Source organism: Serratia sp. EC4 (genome assembly GCF_059652115.1).
Map to the genome: position 1 here is coordinate 107,003 of NZ_JBNIDE010000004.1, position 19,932 is coordinate 126,934.

Annotated in this window: 18 protein-coding genes; 1 reads left to right on the forward strand and 17 read right to left on the reverse strand. The window is 60.5% G+C overall.

The window, feature by feature from the left end:
- Positions 1–43: 43 nt before the first annotated feature.
- From ftsZ to mraZ, 15 genes are all read right to left on the reverse strand, one after another.
- Positions 44–1,198 (reverse strand): cell division protein FtsZ, encoded by a 1,155-nt coding sequence (gene ftsZ / locus ACP39K_RS14010; RefSeq protein ID WP_004932757.1) that lies wholly within the window; start codon positions 1,196–1,198, stop codon positions 44–46.
- A 74-nt stretch (positions 1,199–1,272) separates the two neighbouring features.
- Positions 1,273–2,529, reverse strand: a complete 1,257-nt coding sequence (gene ftsA / locus ACP39K_RS14015) for a cell division protein FtsA (protein WP_004932758.1) — start codon at positions 2,527–2,529, stop codon at positions 1,273–1,275.
- Entirely contained in the window at positions 2,526–3,377 is an 852-nt protein-coding gene (gene ftsQ / locus ACP39K_RS14020) for a cell division protein FtsQ (RefSeq protein WP_004932761.1), read from the reverse strand. Before ftsQ ends, ftsA begins: the two co-directional genes overlap by 4 nt.
- Before the next feature lies 1 nt (position 3,378).
- Positions 3,379–4,299: a D-alanine--D-alanine ligase gene (locus ACP39K_RS14025; RefSeq protein WP_048794657.1), complete on the reverse strand. Its 921-nt coding sequence runs from the start codon at positions 4,297–4,299 to the stop codon at positions 3,379–3,381.
- On the reverse strand, positions 4,292–5,767 hold the full coding sequence (gene murC / locus ACP39K_RS14030; RefSeq protein WP_028127852.1) for a UDP-N-acetylmuramate--L-alanine ligase: 1,476 nt from the start codon (positions 5,765–5,767) through the stop codon (positions 4,292–4,294). The genes ACP39K_RS14025 and murC overlap by 8 nt, the downstream gene beginning before the upstream one ends.
- 84 nt (positions 5,768–5,851) lie before the next feature.
- Positions 5,852–6,916, reverse strand: coding sequence for an undecaprenyldiphospho-muramoylpentapeptide beta-N-acetylglucosaminyltransferase (gene murG, locus ACP39K_RS14035; RefSeq protein ID WP_497008594.1), 1,065 nt, complete (start codon positions 6,914–6,916; stop codon positions 5,852–5,854).
- A 3-nt stretch (positions 6,917–6,919) separates the two neighbouring features.
- Positions 6,920–8,122 (reverse strand): cell division protein FtsW, encoded by a 1,203-nt coding sequence (gene ftsW, locus ACP39K_RS14040; protein ID WP_015376649.1) that lies wholly within the window; start codon positions 8,120–8,122, stop codon positions 6,920–6,922.
- Positions 8,119–9,438 (reverse strand): UDP-N-acetylmuramoyl-L-alanine--D-glutamate ligase, encoded by a 1,320-nt coding sequence (murD, locus tag ACP39K_RS14045; RefSeq protein WP_060444864.1) that lies wholly within the window; start codon positions 9,436–9,438, stop codon positions 8,119–8,121. The genes ftsW and murD overlap by 4 nt, the downstream gene beginning before the upstream one ends.
- Positions 9,439–9,440: 2 nt before the next feature.
- A complete protein-coding gene (gene mraY, locus ACP39K_RS14050) occupies positions 9,441–10,523 on the reverse strand; it encodes a phospho-N-acetylmuramoyl-pentapeptide-transferase (RefSeq protein ID WP_004932782.1) in 1,083 nt (360 codons plus the stop codon).
- Complete coding sequence (murF, locus tag ACP39K_RS14055; protein ID WP_028127855.1) at positions 10,517–11,878, reverse strand: UDP-N-acetylmuramoyl-tripeptide--D-alanyl-D-alanine ligase; 1,362 nt, start codon at positions 11,876–11,878, stop codon at positions 10,517–10,519. The genes mraY and murF overlap by 7 nt, the downstream gene beginning before the upstream one ends.
- Complete coding sequence (murE, locus tag ACP39K_RS14060; protein WP_060444862.1) at positions 11,875–13,362, reverse strand: UDP-N-acetylmuramoyl-L-alanyl-D-glutamate--2,6-diaminopimelate ligase; 1,488 nt, start codon at positions 13,360–13,362, stop codon at positions 11,875–11,877. Before murE ends, murF begins: the two co-directional genes overlap by 4 nt.
- On the reverse strand, positions 13,349–15,112 hold the full coding sequence (locus ACP39K_RS14065; RefSeq protein ID WP_197836138.1) for a peptidoglycan glycosyltransferase FtsI: 1,764 nt from the start codon (positions 15,110–15,112) through the stop codon (positions 13,349–13,351). The genes murE and ACP39K_RS14065 overlap by 14 nt, the downstream gene beginning before the upstream one ends.
- 42 nt (positions 15,113–15,154) lie before the next feature.
- Positions 15,155–15,475 carry a cell division protein FtsL gene (ftsL, locus tag ACP39K_RS14070; protein WP_015376645.1) on the reverse strand — a complete coding sequence of 107 codons (321 nt, stop codon included), beginning with the start codon at positions 15,473–15,475 and terminating at the stop codon, positions 15,155–15,157.
- The gene (gene rsmH, locus ACP39K_RS14075; RefSeq protein ID WP_004932794.1) at positions 15,472–16,413 is read right to left on the reverse strand and encodes a 16S rRNA (cytosine(1402)-N(4))-methyltransferase RsmH; all 942 of its coding nucleotides are present in this window, start codon (positions 16,411–16,413) and stop codon (positions 15,472–15,474) included. The genes ftsL and rsmH overlap by 4 nt, the downstream gene beginning before the upstream one ends.
- A 2-nt stretch (positions 16,414–16,415) precedes the next feature.
- Positions 16,416–16,874, reverse strand: coding sequence for a division/cell wall cluster transcriptional repressor MraZ (gene mraZ, locus ACP39K_RS14080; RefSeq protein ID WP_004932796.1), 459 nt, complete (start codon positions 16,872–16,874; stop codon positions 16,416–16,418).
- A gap of 862 nt (positions 16,875–17,736) precedes the next feature.
- On the opposite strand from mraZ, the gene ACP39K_RS14085 reads away from it, so the two are divergent.
- Positions 17,737–18,177: an L-alanine exporter AlaE gene (locus ACP39K_RS14085; protein ID WP_004932798.1), complete on the forward strand. Its 441-nt coding sequence runs from the start codon at positions 17,737–17,739 to the stop codon at positions 18,175–18,177.
- A gap of 39 nt (positions 18,178–18,216) precedes the next feature.
- Here ACP39K_RS14085 and cra read toward each other — a convergent pair whose 3' ends face one another.
- Positions 18,217–19,221 carry a catabolite repressor/activator gene (gene cra / locus ACP39K_RS14090; RefSeq protein WP_016929094.1) on the reverse strand — a complete coding sequence of 335 codons (1,005 nt, stop codon included), beginning with the start codon at positions 19,219–19,221 and terminating at the stop codon, positions 18,217–18,219.
- A 218-nt stretch (positions 19,222–19,439) separates the two neighbouring features.
- The gene (ilvN, locus tag ACP39K_RS14095) at positions 19,440–19,931 is read right to left on the reverse strand and encodes an acetolactate synthase small subunit (RefSeq protein WP_004932806.1); all 492 of its coding nucleotides are present in this window, start codon (positions 19,929–19,931) and stop codon (positions 19,440–19,442) included.
- Position 19,932: the final 1 nt, after the last annotated feature.

Consider the following 19,932-nt stretch of genomic DNA (forward strand, 5'->3'; position numbering starts at 1 on the left):
AGTTTAGCACAAAGAGCGGAGATTCCAAATTCTCAGGATATTCTTAGTCTGCCTGTTTACGCAGGAAGGCTGGAATATCAAGATAGTCGGGCTCTTTATTCGGCTGCGCAGCTTGGTCGTTGACCACCTTGGCGGCAGGTTTCACTTCCTGCGGCAGAGGCGACATGCCGTGCTGCTGATAACGGTGATCCATCACTGGCTGGCTGGCCTGCTTATTGGTCACCAGAGTGATTTCTGGACGCTTGTCCATACCGATACCGGTTGCAACCACGGTTACGCGCAGTTCGTCGTTCATTTCCGGATCCAGCGAGGTACCGATAACCACGGTAGCGTTGTCGGAAGCGAACGCACGGATGGTGTTACCCACGGTTTCGAACTCATCCAGACGCAGATCGAAGCCAGCGGTAATGTTGACCAGCACGCCGCGCGCGCCGGACAGGTCGATGTCTTCCAGCAGCGGGCTGGAGATCGCCATTTCGGCCGCTTCTTCGGCGCGGTCTTCACCGCAAGCCACGCCGGAACCCATCATCGCATAGCCCATTTCGGACATCACGGTGCGCACGTCGGCGAAGTCGACGTTCATCAGGCCCGGACGGGTGATCAGCTCGGCGATACCCTGCACCGCGCCTTTCAGCACGTCGTTGGCCGCACCGAACGCGTCCAGCAGAGAGATCCCGCGCCCCAGCACTTTCAACAGCTTGTCGTTCGGGATGGTGATCAGCGAGTCCACGTGTTTGGACAGCTCAGCGATACCCTGCTCCGCGAATGCCATGCGCTTCTTGCCTTCGAAGTTGAAAGGCTTGGTCACCACGGCCACGGTCAGAATACCCAAATCTTTAGCCACTTCAGCCACCACTGGCGCCGCACCGGTACCGGTACCGCCGCCCATGCCGGCTGCGATGAAGACCATGTCTGCGCCGTCCAGCGCTGCGCGCAGGGCTTCGCGGTCTTCTTCCGCTGAATTGCGACCCACCTCAGGGTTCGCGCCCGCACCCAGACCTTTGGTAATACCGCTACCAATCTGGATGGTTTGGCCAACCGCCGTTTTGCGGAGCGCCTGGGCGTCCGTGTTCACAGCGAAGAATTCAACACCTTCGATGCGCTCGCGCACCATGTGTTCAACGGCGTTGCCACCGCCGCCGCCGACGCCGATGACTTTAATCACCGCGTCATTGGTTAGTTCCATTGGTTCAAACATAGTTTCTCTCCGTTTTGTGCCTGTCGCTGCGAGATCATAAAAAGATTACTCAGCATGATCTCTTTGTTGAAACATTAAAACTCTTTTCTCAGCCAGCTATTGATGCGTTTAAACCAATTGCCCACCGAGGCGCGTTTTTCTACTTCCGTCTCACCGCTCAGGTGAGACTCTTTTCCATAGTGCAGCAAACCTACCGCCGTCGAGTAGTAAGGCTCCTGCGCATAATCCGTCAGACCTGTGATGTTCAAGGGTTGGCCGATGCGTACCTGAGTGTGGAACACCCGTTGCGCACAGGCTGCCAGGCCATCAATCTGGGCGGCGCCACCGGTCAGCACGATACCTGCCGCCAGATGATGCTTCACCCCTTGCTGACGCAGTTGCTCCTGCAATTGCAAAATTTCATCGTTAACCAGATTCAACAGTTCGGTGTAGCGTGGCTCAATGACTTCAGCCAGCGTCTGTCTTTGCAGACTGCGCGGAGGACGTCCCCCGACGCTAGGCACCTCTACATTCTCATCCTTGCTAACAATCGACCCAAGCGCACAACCGTGTCGAACTTTAATCGCTTCCGCGTCGGTCGGCGGCGTGCCAAAGGCGTAAGCGATGTCGCTGGTGACCACGTTCCCGGCGTAAGGGATCACTTTGGTGTGGCGCAGCGCGCCGCCGGTGTACACCGCCATATCCATAGTGCCGCCGCCGATATCCACCACGCAAACGCCGAGTTCGCGTTCATCTTCGGTCAGCACCGCGTAGCTCGCGGCCAGACCGGCGAAAATAAGTTGGTCAACTTTCAGGCCGCAACGTTCCACGGCCTTGACGATGTTCTTCGCCATATCGTTATGGCAGGTAATCAGATGCACCTTGGCCTGCATGCGCACGCCGGACAGCCCAACCGGGTTTTTGATGCCTTCCTGATAATCGATGGCGTATTCCTGAGGAATCACATGCAGGATGCGGTGTTCGTCGCGCACTCGCACCGATTTGGCGGTATGCACCACGTTCTCCACGTCGTCCTGCGTCACTTCCTCTTCCGAGATCGGCACCATGCCGATTTCGTTCTGGCAGCTGATGTGCTTGCCCGACAGCGCCAGATACACCGACGAGATCTGGCAGTCCGCCATCAGCTCGGCCTGATCGATGGCGCGCTGTACGCACTTCACCACCGACTCCAGGTCGTTTACGCCACCCTTATCCATGCCGCGAGACGGGCAGCTGCCCACCCCGATAATGTTGACCATGCCATCGGGCAGAACTTCCCCTACCAACGCGGAGACTTTTGCAGTACCGATCTCCAGTCCAACTACCAGTTTTCTGTCCGTCGACTTGATCATTGTTGTTTTGCCTGTGCCTGATTCTGTTGCTGATTACTGTTTTGCTGACCGCCAAGCGCCTGCGGATCGACCAACACCGGAGCCCACCCTACCGAAGCGCCGGACTCGTAGCGCAGATCGACATAGCTGACACGCTTGCTCTCCGCCTGGCCCTGCTGTTGCAATACCGGGTAAAGCTCGATAAACCGCTGCAAACGCCCGTTGCGGTCATCGCGCCCCAGCTCAAGCCGAACATCGTTGTCCAGCGCCAGCTGCCAGGAATGGCGCGCGGTCATCGCCGCCATTTTCAGCGTATATTTGCTGGCCGCCAACGTGGCGCTCATCGCCCGATAGCCCTCCAGCACATCCTGCTCGCTCCCTTCCGGCCCGTAGAGCAGCGGCAACTTCTGCTTGCCCGCCCGCTCCGCCGGCACGCTGAACGCTTTGCCCTCGGCGTCCACCATGTGCAAATCGTTCCAGCGCGCCACCGGGACGTACTCCACCAGATGGATCTTCAGCTCATCCGGCCATTGTTTGCGCACGCTGGCCTGCTTGATCCACGGCAGACGTTCGATCTGCTGCTGGATGACGTCCACATCCTGCGTCATAAAGGTGCCGGGTGCGCCCAGCGCCAGGATCGCCTGACGAATATCATCGTTGGTGGTGTAGTGGCGTTCGCCGGTCACCACCAGCCTTGAGAGCGGCAGGCGGCTGGCGTCTTTCATCCAGCCAAGCACCGCCCAACCGCTCCACACGACCGTTCCCAACACCATCAGCAGGAAAATCATTCCCGCCAACTGGGTTCCATTGCTGCGGCGCGGGCCGTTATCCACCTCGCGATCGCGCGCATTCAGGGCAGCTTGCGACATATCAGTCGGCCAACTCCAAAATTCTCGCCACTAGCTGCGAGAAGCTTAATCCAAACTGGCGCGCTGCCATCGGCACCAGGCTATGACTGGTCATGCCCGGAGAGGTGTTCACCTCAAGCAAATAGAAGCTGCCATCGCTGTCTTGCATCACGTCGACGCGGCCCCAGCCGCTGCAGTCCAGACCGCGGTAGGCGCGCAGCGCCAATGCCGCCATCTCGGCTTCCTGCTCGGCGCTCAAACCGCTCGGGCAGAAGTACTGCGTATCGTCCGAAATGTACTTGGCCTGGTAGTCGTAAAACACGCCGGCCGGCTGGATGCGGATCGACGGCAGCACCTGGTCGCCCAGCATCGCCACGGTGTATTCCGGCCCGCTCAACCACTTCTCCACCAACACATCGTCGTCATGGCGGAAGGCTTCTTCCAACGCCGCTTCCAACGCAGCGCTCTCGGTGACCTTGCTCATGCCGACGCTGGAGCCTTCACGGCTCGGCTTGACGATCAGCGGCAAACCGAGATCCGCCACGCGCGCCAGCAGCGCCGCTTTTTCGGCGCCGAAGTACAGCTGGCGATTCAACGCCACGTAAGGCGCCACCGGCAAGCCCATCGACTGCCACACCATCTTGGTGCGCCATTTGTCCATGGTCAGCGCCGAGGCCATCACGCCGCTGCCGGTATAAGGCAGCTCGAGGAACTCCAGCAGCCCCTGCAGGGTGCCATCCTCGCCGCCGCGGCCGTGCAGCGCGATAAACACTTTGGTGAACCCCTGCTCTTTCAGCTGGGTCACCGGGAAATCGCGGGTATCGACGCCGTGCGCATCGATACCGGCTTCGCGCAACCCGGCCAGCACCGCGGCGCCGGATTGCAGAGAAACGTCACGTTCAGCGGAGGTGCCGCCCAGCAGAACTGCAACTTTATCAGCCATGGTGCTCCTCCTCTTTCTTCGGCGGCTGCAGCTTCAGCTCGGCCAGTTTACGGGCGATTTTGCCCACGTTACCGGCGCCCTGCACCAGCACCAGGTCTTCATCCTGCAGCAGCTGCGCCAACGTTTCCGGCACGCTATCGGCATCGGAAACCAGGATCGGATCCAGCTTGCCGCGGCTGCGGATGGTGCGGCACAGCGAGCGGCTGTCCGCGCCCGGGATCGGCGCTTCGCCGGCGGCGTACACGTCGAGCATCAGCAGCACATCCACCTGCGACAACACGTTGGCGAAATCGTCATACAGATCGCGAGTACGCGTGTAGCGGTGCGGCTGGAAGATCATCACCAGACGCTTGTCCGGCCAACCGGCGCGCGCCGCCTTCAGCGTGGCGTCCACTTCGGTCGGATGGTGGCCGTAGTCGTCCACCAGCATCGCGCTGCCCGCTTTGCCGTTGACCGGCTCCAGCGGGAACTCGCCGAGGAAATCGAAGCGGCGCCCGGTCCCCTGGAAACCCGCCAGCGCGCGCAGGATATCTTCGTCGTCGATGCCTTCTTCGGTCGCTACCGCTACCGCCGCCGCCGCGTTCAACGCATTGTGGCGGCCCGGCGCGTTCAGCGTCACCGTCAGCAACGGCTTGTCCTGACGGCTCAGGGTAAAGTGCCCCTGCGGCCCAATCTGCCGGTAGTCTTCGATGCGCACGTCGGCATCTTCACTGAAGCCATAAGTGGTGATATGGCGACCCACGCGCGGCAACAGCTCGCGCACTACCGGATCGTCGATGCACATCACCGCACGGCCGTAGAACGGCAGGTTGTGCAAGAAATTGATAAACGTCTGCTTCAGGTTCTCGAAGTCGCCCTGGTAAGTGTCCATATGGTCGGCTTCGATGTTGGTGACCACGGCCACCATCGGCTGCAGGTGCAGGAACGACGCATCGCTCTCATCCGCTTCCGCGATCAGATAACGGCTGGACCCCAGTCGTGCGTGGGTGCCTGCCGCCTTCACCAGCCCGCCATTGACGAAGGTCGGGTCCAGGCGGGCTTCGGCATAAATGCTCGAGACCATCGCCGTGGTGGTGGTTTTGCCGTGCGTGCCGGCGATAGCAATGCCGTGGCGAAAACGCATCAGCTCCGCCAGCATTTCAGCGCGGCGGATCACCGGGATGCGCGCTTCACGAGCGGCGACGATCTCCGGGTTGTCGGCGGAGATGGCGGTAGACACCACCACCACGCTCGCATCCAGCACGTTTTCCGGACGGTGATTGAAGTAAATCGTCGCCCCGAGCGCGCTCAACTGTTGGGTCACCGGATTCGGCGCCAGGTCGGAGCCGCTGATCTGATACCCTTCGTTTGCCAACACTTCGGCGATACCACCCATGCCGGCACCACCGATGCCGACAAAGTGAATGTGCCGGACGCGACGCATCTCGGGCACGATAGTACGTAGTTTCGCCAGTTGTTGTGTATTCATCACTCTCTCTAATCCGGATCCGGTACCCCGGCCCTACATCACATTGCTTTTATTCAGGTTCGGCGCGCCGAACCCCTGCACTCGTTACCTGGCGAGCCGCACCAGCTCCGCCGCCACGCGCTCGGTGGCGTCCGGAATGGCGACCGCGCGCGCTTTCTCGGCCATGGCCAGCAGCGTCTTGCGATCCCAGCTCGCCAGCAGTTCGGCCACCACATCGGCGTTGAACTGCGGCTGTTCGATAATCTTCGCCGCGCCGGCTTCTTCCAGCGGGCGTGCGTTCCAGTACTGTTGACGATCCTTGTGCATGAACGGCACGAAGATCGCCGGCAGCCCCGCTGCCGCGATTTCGCTGACGGTCAACGCGCCGGAGCGGCAGACCACCACGTCGGCCCAGGCATAGGCGGCGGCCATGTCGTCGATGAACTCGGTCACCTTGTGCTGCGTCTGCCCTACCCTCTCGTAGTCGCGCAGCACCGTTTCCAGCGCGCCCTTGCCAACCTGGTGCCAGAGCGTAATTCTATCGCCCAAACGCGCCGCGACTTCAGGAACTGTCTGATTCAGCACGCGCGCGCCCTGACTTCCGCCAATCACCAACACACGGATCGGGCCTTCGCGCCCTTGCAACCGCTCCGCCGGCAACGGCAGCGCCAACACGTCGGTACGCACCGGGTTGCCCACCACCTCGGCGTTCGGGAACGCGCCGGGGAAGGCCTGCATCACTTTGGCGGCGATGCGCGCCAGCCAGCGGTTGGTCAAGCCGGCGATGCCGTTCTGCTCGTGCAGCACCACCGGGATGCCGCACTGCCAGGCCGCCAGGCCGCCGGGGCCGGAAACGTAACCGCCCATCCCCAGCACCACATCCGGCTGATAGCTGCGCATAATGGCTTTCGCCTGCCGCACCGCCTGCCAGATCCGCAGCGGCGCCGTCAACTGGGCCTTCAGGCCCTTGCCGCGCAGGCCGGAGATGCGGATAAAATCAATCTCGATCCCGTGCTTCGGCACCAGATCGGCTTCCATTCGGTCTGCGGTTCCGAGCCAGCGCACCTGCCAGCCCTGCACCATCAGATGATGCGCGACCGCCAGCCCCGGGAACACGTGCCCGCCGGTACCGCCTGCCATCACCATTAAACGCTTAGGTTTCCCGCTCATCCCTTACCTCTTCACAAACGCCTGAGCCTTGGTCAGGCGCGTTTCATAATCAATTCGCAGCAACAGCACGATCGCCGTCGACATAATCAGCAAGCTCGAGCCGCCGTAACTGATCAGCGGCAGCGTCAGACCTTTGGTCGGCAGCATGCCCGCGGCGGCGCCGACGTTAACCAGCGCCTGGAAGCTGAACCACACGCCGATCGCGCAGGCCAGGAAGCCGGAGAAGCGTTGGTCGATCTCCAGCGCGCGGCGCCCGATGGACATCGCGCGAAAAGCGACGAAGAATACCATTAACAGGGCTAAAACCACACCGATATAGCCCAGTTCTTCACCCAAAATGGAGAAGATGAAGTCGGTATGCGCTTCCGGCAAATACTCCAGTTTCTGCACCGAGTTGCCGAGCCCCTGCCCCCAGAACTCACCGCGGCCGAATGCCATCAGCGACTGGGTCAACTGGTAGCCGCTGCCGAACGGGTCGGCCCACGGGTTCCAGAACGAGGTCACGCGGCGCATACGGTACGGTTCCGCGATAATCAGCAGCACCACGGCGAACACGCCGGAGCCGATGATCGCCAGGAACTGCCACATTTTCGCGCCGGCCAGGAACAGCATCGCCAGCGTGGTGATGAACAGCACCACCACGGTACCGAGGTCCGGCTGCGCCAGCAGCAGCACCGCCAGCACCACCATCACGCCCATCGGCTTACAGAAGCCCCAGAAGTTGCTGCGCACCTCTTCCACCTTGCGCACCAGATAGCTCGCCAGGTAGCAGAACAGCGACAGCTTGGACAGCTCTGCGGGCTGAATACGCAGCGGGCCGAGCGCGATCCAACGCGAGGCCCCGTTTACCGAGCTCCCCACCACCAGGACGATCAGCAGCATCACGATCGACATCAGCAGCATTACGTTGCTGTAGCGCTGCCAAACTTCCATCGGGATGCGCAGCGTCACCAGCGACAGACCGAACGCCAGGCCGAGGTACAACGCATCACGTTTGGCGAACAGGAACGGATCGTCCGCCAGGCGTTGGCCGATCGGCATCGACGCCGAAGTCACCATCACGAAGCCGATGATCGCCAACCCGAAGGTCAACCACAGCAGGGTGCGATCGTACAGCACCATGTTGACCGCGTCGTTGTCGCGCGCGCCGGTCACCCAGTCTTTCAGCCGTTCTGTCAGCCCGAAGTTCGGCAAGCGTAGTTTCATCCGCCAAGCTCCTGCGCCAGGCGGGCGAACTCATCGCCGCGCACTTCAAAATTACGGAACTGATCGAGACTGGCGCAGGCCGGCGACAACAACACCATATCGCCGGGCTGTACGCGGCCGGCGATGGTGCGCATCGCCTGCTCCATGGTCTCGGTCAGCGTCGCCACTTCCGGCCGCAGCTGCGCCAGCTGGGCGCCGTCGCGGCCAAAGCAATACAGACGCACGTTGTCGCCCTGCAGATAGCGCGCCAGCGGCGAGAAATCGGCGGACTTGCCGTCGCCGCCCAGCAGCAGATGCAGCGTGCCGTCCACCTGCAGGCCGTTCAGCGCCGCTTCGGTGCTGCCGACGTTGGTGGCTTTGGAATCGTTGATCCAACGCACGCCGTTGTTCTCCCAGGCCAGCTGGAAACGGTGCGCCAGGCCGGTGAAGGTGGTCAGCGCCTTCAAGCTGGACGCGCGCGGGATATTGACCGCATCCGCCAACGCCAGCGCCGCCAGGGCGTTGGTGTAGTTGTGGCGGCCGGTCAGTTTCATCTCGCGCGTATTCAGCACCTTGTCACCGCGCACCCGCAGCCAGGTTTCCCCCTGCTGACGGTTCAGGTGATAGTCGCCAACGTCGGCGCCGAAGCTGACGCAGCGCTCGTCGGCGCCGCGCACCGGCATGGTCAGCGCATCATCCGCGTTCACCACGCACACGGCGGCGTTTTCATACACGCGCAGCTTGGCGCCGCGATACTGCTGCAGGCCGAACGGATAGCGATCCATATGATCTTCGGTCACGTTCAGGATGGTCGCCGCCGCCGCCCGCAGGCTATGGGTCGTTTCCAGCTGGAAGCTGGACAGCTCCAGCACGTACAGCTGGCATTCCTGGCGCAGCAGGCTCAGCGCCGGCAGGCCGATATTGCCGCCCACGCCCACCGCCCAACCGGCAGCTTTCGCCATCTCGCCCACCAGGGTGGTGACGGTGCTCTTGCCGTTGGAGCCGGTGATCGCCACGATCGGCGCCTGCGCCTCGCGGCAGAACAGTTCGACGTCGCCGACGATTTCCACGCCGGCTTCCGCCGCGGCGCTCAATGCCGGGGTCGCCAGCGCGACGCCCGGGCTGGCGACGATCAGATCCGCCGCCAGCAGCCAGTCCTGATTCAAATCACCCAGATGGCGCTCCACGCTTTCAGGCAGTTTGTCCAACCCTGGCGGCGCGATACGGGTATCCATCACGCGCGGCGTCACGCCGCGCGCCATGAAGAAATCGACACAGGACAGGCCGGTGAGGCCCAACCCGATGATGACGATTTTTCTACCCTGATAGTCTGCCATGATTAACGCACCTTCAGCGTTGCCAGGCCAATCAGCACCAGCATCAGCGAAATGATCCAGAAGCGCACGATCACGCGCGGCTCCGGCCAGCCTTTCAATTCATAGTGGTGGTGAATCGGCGCCATGCGGAAAATGCGTTGTCCGCGCAGCTTGAACGACCCCACCTGCAGGATCACCGACAGCGTCTCTACCACGAACACGCCGCCCATGATCACCAACAAGAACTCTTGGCGCAGCAGCACCGCGATGGTGCCCAGCGCGCCGCCCAGCGCCAGCGAACCGACGTCGCCCATAAACACCTGAGCCGGGTAGGTATTGAACCACAGGAACCCGAGGCCGGCGCCGACGATGGCGGTGCAGACGATCACCAACTCACCGGCATGACGCAGATACGGAATATGCAGGTAGTTGGCGAAGTTCATGTTACCGGTCGCCCAGGCCACCAGCGCGAAACCGGCCGCCACGAATACCGTCGGCATAATCGCCAGGCCGTCCAGACCGTCGGTCAGGTTGACCGCGTTGCTGGTGCCGACGATGACGAAATAGGCCAGCAAGATGTACAGCAAGCCCAACTGCGGCATCACGTCCTTAAAGAACGGCACAACCAGCTCGGTGGCTGGCGTGTCTTTTCCTACAGCGTACATGGCGAATGCGACAATCAGCGCAATCACCGACTGCCAGAAATACTTCCAGCGGGCGATCAGCCCTTTGGTGTCCTTACGCACCACCTTGCGGTAGTCGTCGACGAAACCGACGATGCCGTAACCCACCAGAACAAACAGCACGCACCAGACATACGGGTTGGACGGGTAGGCCCACATCAGCACCGAAATGGTGATGGAGGTCAGGATCATGATACCGCCCATGGTCGGCGTGCCGCGCTTGCTGAAGTGCGACTCGGGGCCGTCGTTACGCACTACCTGCCCGAAGGACATTTCTTGCAGACGCTTGATCACCCGCGGGCCCATCCACAGCGACAGGAACAGCGCGGTCAGCAGGCTGACAATGGCTCGGAACGTCAGATAAGAAAAGACGTTGAAGCCTGAGTAATACTTGACCAAATGCTCGGCCAGCCAAACTAACATGGTGCTTTCTCCTGTAACGCGCGTACTACCTGCTCCATTGCGGCACTACGTGAACCTTTGATTAACACGGTGATGACCGCATGTTCCGACAGTAATTCCGCCACGCGCGCGATCACTGCTGTCTTGTCCTGATAATGTTCGCCATTGCCGGAGGCTTCGCTCAGCACGCGGCTCAACCCGCCGACGCTGATCACTTTGTCGACCCCAGCCAGACGGGCGGCTTCACCCACCTGACGGTGGCACTCTTCCGCTTCTGCGCCCAGCTCGGCCATATCGCCGACCACCATCACGCGATAGCCCGGCATTTCCGCCAGCACCTGCGCCGCCGCGGTCATCGACCCGACGTTGGCGTTATAGCTGTCATCCAGCAGCAGCTTGTCTTCGGCCAGCGCCACCGGGAACAAACGCCCCGGCACCGCCTGCAATTGCTTCAACCCCTGACGCACCGCTTCAAGGGTGGCGCCCACCGACATCGCCAGCGCCGTGGCCGCCAGCGCGTTGGCCACGTTGTGGCGCCCCGGCAGCGGCAGCGCGATCTCGGCGGTGCCGAACGGGCTGTGCAACGTAAACTGCGTGCCTGCGCCGTTCACCCGCACGTCGTCCGCGAAGAAGTCCACGCCTTCGGCGGCCTGCGGCGAGAAGCGCCAGACGGTTTTGCCGCCCAGCATGCTCTGCCAGTGCGGCCAGTCGTTGTTATCGGCGTTGATGATCGCCACGCCGTCGGCCGGCAGGCCGGTAAAGATTTCACCTTTCGCCTGGGCGACGCCGGCCAGCGAGCCGAAGCCTTCCAGGTGCGCTGCCGCCAGGTTGTTCACCAAAGCGGTCTGCGGACGCGTCAATGCGGTGGTGTAAGCAATTTCGCCAATGTGGTTAGCGCCCAGCTCTATCACGGCAAAATCATGCTGCGGCTCCAGACGCAACAGCGTCAGCGGCACGCCGATGTCGTTATTGAAGTTGCCGGCGGTATACAGCACTTCGCCGCATTCACGCAGAATGGCGGCGGTCATTTCTTTCACCGATGTCTTGCCCGAGGAGCCGGTCAGGGCCACCACGCGCGCAGGCACCTGTTGACGCACCCAGGCGCCAAGCTGCCCCAGCGCCAGACGGGTGTCTTTCACCACCAGCTGCGGCGCGTCCACCAATAAGCGCTTACTGACCAGCAACGCCCCGGCGCCTGCGGCTACGGCATCCGCCGCGAAGTCGTGAGCGTCGAAACGCTCGCCTTTCAGCGCTACAAACAGGCAACCGGCGGTCACCTTGCGGGTGTCTGTCGTCACCTCGACAATTTGGCAATCGGCGCCGATCAGTTCAGCGCTCAATACCTCAGCCAGTGTCTGAAGAGAGACAGGGATCATGCCAGCACCCCCAGCAGCCGTGCGACCGTCGTGCGGTCGGAATAATCCAGGCGGCGGTTGCCCACCAGCTGATAATCTTCGTGGCCTTTGCCCGCCACCAACACCACATCCTGCTCCTGCGCCTGCATGATGGCGCTGGTCACCGCTTCGGCGCGGCCGTGGATCACCAGCGCCTGCCCGGCGTCCAGCAATCCGGTCAGGATGTCGTTGATAATCGCGCGCGGCTCTTCGGTCCGCGGGTTGTCATCGGTGATCACCACGCGATCGGCGAACTGCTCGGCGATGCCGCCCATCAGCGGACGTTTGCCCTTGTCGCGATCGCCGCCACAGCCGAACACGCACCACAGCTGCCCCTGGCAGTGCAGGCGCGCGGCTTCCAGCGCTTTCTCCAGCGCATCCGGTGTGTGGGCGTAATCCACCACGACCGTCGGTTTTCCCGGCGCGTTAAACACTTCCATGCGGCCGCAGACCGGCTGCAGACGGCTGCCGGTTTCCACCAGCGCCTCCAGCGGGTAGCCCAACGACAGCAGCGTCGCCAAGGCCAACAGCAGGTTGCTGACGTTGAAAGCGCCCATCAGGCGGCTTTCGATCTCGCCGTCGCCCCAGCTGGAGCTGAAACGAACCGTGGCGCCGTTGTCGTGATAGTCGACCGCCGTGGTTTTCAGCCAGCGGCCGTGGCAGCCCGGCTGCAGGTTGTCCTGCATCGTCACCGCTACCGCATCCGGCAGCTTGCTCAGCCAGCGCTGGCCGACTTCATCGTCAGCGTTGATGATCGCCTGCCCCACGTTGTGGGCGGCGAACAGCGACCACTTGGCCGCTTCGTAATTGGCCATGTCACCGTGATAATCCAGGTGATCGCGGCTCAGGTTGGTGAAAACCGCCGCAGCGAACGGCAGCGCCGCCACTCGGTGTTGCACCAGACCGTGGGATGAGACTTCCATCGCGGCGAAGGTCGCGCCCTGTTCCGCCAACTCGTTTAATACGTGTTGAACATCCACCGCAGAACCGGTGGTATTCTCCGTCGGACACACCTGGCCCAGCAGGCCGTTGCCGACGGTGCCCATTACCGCGCTGGTTTCGCCCAGCAGTTGGCTCCACTGCGCCAGCAGTTGCGTGGTGGTGGTTTTGCCGTTGGTGCCGGTCACCCCGACCAGGCGCAGACGCTCGCCCGGCTGATGGTAAAAACGCCCGGCCAGCGCGGAAAGGCGCTGGTTCAGTTGGCTCAGGTAGATCACCGGCACGCCGTGCATCTCAACGATGGCGCCGTCTTCGGCCTGACCGTCAGCCTCGGCGATCACAGCGGCGACGCCCTGCGCGATGGCCTGCGGAATATAGCGGCGTCCATCCGTTTGATGGCCGACCACGGCGACAAACAGATCCCCGGCAGCCGCCACGCGGCTGTCTAATGTCATTTCCCGCAGCGCGCGCCCGGGTGCCGTCGGCACCCACGGGGCGAGTAAGTCGCGCAAATTACGATCTGCCACCTGAACCCTCTTTCTTGTTAATCACTAATTCGCTTTTGTCACCGGAGGGCAACGCGTCAGGCTCGACGTTCATGGTGCGCAATACGCCGCCCATGATGGCGCCGAACACCGGCGCGGAGATTGCGCCACCATAGTATTTCCCACCCTGCGGGTCGTTGATGACGACCACCAGGGCAAAACGGGGGTTACTTGCCGGCGCGACGCCGGCGGTATAAGCGATGTATCGGTTGACGTATTTGCCGTCCGGGCCCACTTTTTTCGCGGTACCGGTTTTGATGGCGATACGGTATCCCTTGATGGCGGCTTTCACGCCGCCGCCGCCCGGCAAGGCCACGCTTTCCATCATGTGCACCACGGTGCGCACCAGAGGTTCAGGGAAAACGCGTTCGCCGGCGACCGGAGGGTCAACCTTGGTGATCGACAATGGGCGATACACGCCCAGGCTGCCGATCGTTGCATAGACTCGCGCCAACTGTAACGGAGTTACCATCAGCCCGTAGCCGAAAGAGAAGGTGGCCCTCTCTATGTCAGACCACCGTTGTTTTTTTGGGTATATGCCACTGCTTTCTCCGACCAGCCCCAAATTGGTCGCTTTTCCCAGCCCAAAACGAGAGTAAGTATCTACTAACGCTGAGGACGGCATCGCTAACGCCAGCTTTGAAACACCGACGTTACTCGACTTCTGCAAGATCCCGGTCAATGACAGCTCCGAGTACCGCGCCACGTCTTTGATCTCGTGGCCCTGAATGCGGTACGGGATGGTGTTCAGCACGCTGTTTTCTCTCACCACGCCGTTTTGCAGCGCGGTCATCACCACCATCGGCTTCACGGTTGAACCGGGTTCAAAAATATCGGTGATGGCGCGGTTACGCATGGTTTCTTTCGGCGTACCGGCCATGTTGTTCGGGTTGTAAGACGGGCTGTTGGCCATCGCCAGCACTTCGCCGGTGTTCACGTCGATCAGCACCGCAGTGCCCGATTCGGCCTTGTTGAACGCCACCGCGTTGTTCAGCTCGCGATACACCAGCGCCTGCAGGCGCTCATCGACGCTCAGCACCAGGTTGTGCGCCGCCTGACTGTCGACGGAGGAGATATCTTCGATCACCCGGCCGAAGCGGTCCTTACGCACCGTTCTCTCGCCCGGTTGCCCGGTCAGCCAGCGGTCGAAGCTCTTCTCGACGCCTTCGATACCTTGCCCGTCGATGTTGGTCACGCCGATGATGTGCGACGTCACCTGCCCCGCCGGGTAGTAACGGCGCGACTCCTGCCGCAGGTAGATCCCCGGCAGCTTGAGTTTGTGAATGTAATCGCCGATCGCCGGGTTAACCTGGCGCGCCAGATAAACGAAGCGCCCTTTCGGGTTGGCGTTGATGCGGTTGGAAAGCTGGTCCAGCGGGATGTTCAGCGCATCGGAAAGCGCTTTCCAGCGGCTGTCCAGCGTGATGCCGCCGCGCTCGTTCAGCTCTTTCGGATCGGCCCACACCGCATTCACCGGCACACTGACCGCCAATGGACGGCCGGCGCGATCGCTGATCATGCCGCGCGCGGTCGGCACTTCCTGCACGCGCAGCGAACGCATGTCGCCTTCTTTCACCAGACGATCGGGGTTGATGACCTGCAGGTACGCGACGCGCAACATCAGGCCAACCATCGCCAGCAAAATGCAGCCGCACAGCAACGCAAAACGCCAGCTGACAAAGCTGGCCTGATCTTCCTGGCGTCTCAACTTACCGGGGCGCGCTGCTTTCATGCGTTTCCTTTCTACTCCGTGTCATTATTCCGGTTAAACCATTCATTGTTTAACGATGATATTTTCCTGCGATGGATCAACGTGTTGCATCTGCAGTTTTTCTGTCGCGATACGTTCAACCCGGCTGTGATCGCCGAGGGCGTTCTCTTCTAAAATCAGGTTGCGCCACTCGATATCCAGCGCATCGCGCTCCAGAACCAACTGTTCGCGCTCGGCGGTCAGCAGGCGGGTGCGGTGCGCGGTAGTCACCACGAAAATCGCGGAAACCAGTGACGCAATCAGTAAAATCAGGGGGATCTTGGCATTGCGCAGCAGATCGCCGCCAATCACCCCGACCAAACCGTGACGTTCGTTGCCGATCACGCGGGCATCCTCTCAGCAATACGCAGCACCGAGCTGCGCGCACGCGGGTTGTCCGCCACTTCCGCTTCCGACGGCATCATTTTGCCCAGCGCTTTCAGCGTCCGGCCGCCCATGCCGCGCAGCTGCTCTTCGGTCAACGGAATGCCCGCCGGCACCTGAGCGCCGCGGCTGTGGTGACGCATAAAGCGTTTGACGATGCGGTCTTCCAGCGAGTGGAAGCTGATGATCGACAAACGGCCCTGCGGGGCCAGCACTTCCAGCGCGCCGTCGAGCGCACGCTCGATCTCTTCCAGCTCGCTGTTGATATAGATGCGGATCGCCTGGAAGCTGCGCGTCGCCGGATGCTTGTGCTTTTCACGGAACGGGCTGGCATCGGCGATCAGATCCGCCAGCTCTTTGGTGCGCGTCATCGGCTCCACGCGGTTTCTTTCCACGATGGCGCGCGCGATGCGCTTGGCGAAACGCTCTTCGCCAAAGGTTTTCAGCACCCAGGCGATATCGTCCGCTTCGGCCTTCATCAGCCATTCGGCTGCGGACAGGCCGGTGGACGGATCCATGCGCATGTCCAGCGGACCGTCGCGCATAAAGGAGAATCCGCGCTCCGCGTCGTCAAGCTGCGGCGAGGAAACGCCCAGATCGAGCAGAACGCCGTCGATCTTGCCCACCAGCTCGCGCTCCCGCACATAGTGCGACAACTCGGAAAATGGGCCGTGTACGATGGTAAAACGAGGATCTTCAATAGATTTGGCGGCTGCAATCGCCTGAGGGTCACGGTCAATCGCCAGCAAGCGCCCTTCCGGCCCCAGTTGGGACAGAATCAGACGAGAATGGCCACCGCGACCAAAAGTACCGTCGATATATATGCCGTTGCTGCGGATGTTGAGGCCGTTGACGGCTTCGTCCAGCAGGACGGTGGTGTGTTTATAGTTTTCCAACATGCTTATAGCGACAAGTCCTGTAGCCGCTCAGACAACGGTTCCTGAGTCGACTGTTCAGCGTCAATATCATCCTTGACTTGTTGATACCAGGTCTGTTCATCCCACAGTTCAAACTTGTTGAACTGACCGACCAGCATCACTTCTTTCGTGAGCCCGGCGTGTTGCCGCAGCGTACTGGCTAACAGCAAACGACCGGCACTATCCATCTGACACTCACTGGCATGCCCCAGCAGCAGGCGCTGAACGCGGCGCTCGGCGGGATTCATGCTCGACAGACGTGATAATTTTTGTTCAATAATTTCCCATTCGGGCAAAGGATAAAGCAGCAGGCAGGGCTGATGGAGGTCAATGGTACAGACCATTTGGCCTTGCGATTCCTCGTTGAGCAATTCCCGATATCGGGTAGGTACGGCGAGCCGCCCTTTGCTGTCGAGGTTGACCATCGTCGCTCCACGGAACATTCCTGAGCTACCCCTTAGTGACCGTTTTCACCACTTTACCCCACAAATTCCCACACAATGGAGTTTACGGAGGGTATGAAAACCTTGTCAAGCCAGAGCGCCAGCGCTTTGGCAATATTTCTCTGGTCATTTTGGGAGCTGACTCGCGAAAGAAACTCTGATTATTCGACGATTAAAAATTAACACCATGATAAACGGAGAGAATTTTCTAAGCGGAAAGAATCTGATTAAAAACCTGACGAACTGGCGATTAATTAACTCATTACTTCCTTCTGCAAGCCATGTCTCATTTTTCAGCTCGGCAATCTCAGGGCTGTAACCGCTGGCGAGCCGCGCCCGCCAAGGCTCGGCGCCAGGCGAACCGATCGCGGAATAAGGCCATAACCCCTTGAGTTAATAACGCTCAATCGTTATTCACCATAAAGCCGGGCGCTATTTTACTTCAATTTGCACCGCCGTGATGAAGGCGCGATAAAAATAAATGGCTCGGATATTACGAGCAGAAGTAATTTCGATTCAAATCAATTTGGTAAGATTATTCCCAAAATACCTGTTTACAATTATGGTTTCATTTTCTTACACCTTTATTTCCACAATTTTTGCCGGAAAAAATCCCCTCCAAAAACGAAAAACCGCAACCTTATGTTTTTAATCGATTTATTTAAAAACACCGATTTTAATCTCTCCGCCCCATCCTATGCCCCAGTTCTGCGGGACAAAAAGCGAACAAATGTTAAAAATAAAAATATAAACCTAGTTAAAAAAGACAATTCAGATTAGTACACTATAAAAAAGGCAAAAAACCAGCCTTAACATCCAACAATTAATAAATTAACAGAATTTTAACCGAAGGGGATGACACATGCTTTCGCCCGCGACTCACTGGCGTAGCGCCGCTGCCGATACGTTCGCACTGGTGGTGTACTGCTTTATCGCCGGCATGGCGATAGAAGTGTTGATCTCAGGCATGAGCTTCCAGCAATCCCTCTCTTCGCGCCTGCTGTCGATCCCGGTCAACATCCTGATCGCCTGGCCTTACGGCCGCTATCGCGATCTGTTTATCCGCACGGCGCGCCGCTGCCCGCGCGGCCAGTTCCTGCTGCGCAACCTCGCCGATCTGCTGGCCTACGTCAGCTTCCAGTCGCCGGTTTATGCCGCCATTCTATGGAGCGTAGGCGCCGACGGCCAACAAATGCTGGCGGCGGTAACCAGCAATGCGCTGGTCTCCATGGCGATGGGCGTGGTGTATGGCTATTTCCTGGAATACTGCCGGCGGCTGTTCCGGGTGGCGGACTACGTCTAAACCAGGAGCCCGCCAACGCGGGGGCTCCTGCCAGGCAAACTACTTGCGGCTCAGGCTGCCGCGGCGGAACAGATTGCGGCGAATACGCGTCAATCCCGGCTTGGGTTTACGCGGTTCGTCCAGGCTGGCCAACACCAGCTCCAGCACGCGTTCGGCCACGTCACGATGGCGCTGCGCCACCGCGAGCACCGGGCACTCCAGGAAATCCAACAGTTCATGGTCGCCAAAGGTGGCAATCGCCAGATCGGTCGGCAAACGGCCGCGTTGCTTCAGCGTCACGTCCATCACGCCCTGCAACAGCGAGAACGAGGTGGTGAACAGCGCCTGCGGCATCGGGTGCGTCTTCAGCCATTCGGCAAACAGCGCGCCGGCGGCTTCACGCTCATAGCTGTTGGCATACAGGTAATCGACGTGGCGGGGATCCTCTTGCCAGGCCCGGCGGAAGCCCTGCTCACGCAGGAAGCTGACCGAAAGCTCCGGCAAGGCGCCCAGATACAGCACCGATTCAGCCGGGAAGGTGCGCAGCTCCTGCGCCAGCGCAAAGGCATCTTCCTCGTCGGCCCCGACGACGCTGATGAAATGTTCGCGATCCAACGCGCGGTCCAGCGCGATGATCGGCAGCGGATCGTTGGCCCAGCGTTGATAGAAGGGGTGCTCCGGCGGCAAGGCGGTGGAAACGATGATGGCGTCCACCTGACGCTGCAGCAAATGCTCGATACAGCGCATTTCGTTGTCCGGCTGATCTTCGGAACAGGCGATCAGCAATTGATAACCACGCTGGCGCGCCTGACGCTCCAGGTAGTTGGCGATACGGGTATAGCTGGTATTTTCCAGATCCGGGATCACCAGACCGATAGAACGGGTGCGCCCAGCGCGCAGCCCTGCCGCGACGGCATTCGGGTGATAGTTGTGCTCCCTAACCACGGCCATCACTTTCTCGACGGTTTTATCGCTGACACGATACTGCTTCGCCTTGCCGTTGATGACATAACTGGCCGTCGTGCGCGAAACGCCCGCGAGACGCGCGATTTCATCCAGTTTCACATTAACCCCTTAATGACGCTGAAAATAGAAGTGAAGGCTGTGCTCGGATTAACCATGGCATCCCGTACGGTTATTCAATCCAGCCTCTGCGATCTAACAGCAGAAAACACTACCTAGCAACCGCTTTTGCCGAAAGGTGCCAGCAATCGGGCAAAAAATACCGAAAAACAAAGGGCGCAGCCACGCCGCGCCCCGAATTATTCGCCGCCAGACCACGCTCAGCGCATGATTTTGTCGCCGCGCGACACGCCGACCACGCCGGAACGCGCCACTTCCACGATCTCCGCCACTTCACGCACCGCGCTCAGGAAGGCGTCCAGTTTATCGCTGGTGCCGGCCAGCTGCACCGTATACAGCGTCGCCGTCACATCAACGATCTGGCCGCGGAAAATGTCGGCACAGCGTTTCACCTCTTCACGGCCATAACCGCTGGCCTGCAGCTTCACCAGCATGATCTCGCGCTCGACGTGAGCGCCTTGCACCAGCTCGCTGACGCGCAGCACGTCCACCAGCTTGTGCAACTGTTTCTCAATCTGCTCCAGCACTTTCTCGTCGCCGACGGTCTGGATAGTCATGCGCGACAGCGTCGGATCGTCGGTCGGCGCCACCGTCAGGCTCTCGATGTTGTAACCGCGCTGGGAGAACAACCCCACCACGCGCGAGAGGGCGCCGGATTCGTTTTCCAGCAAGACAGATAAAATACGGCGCATG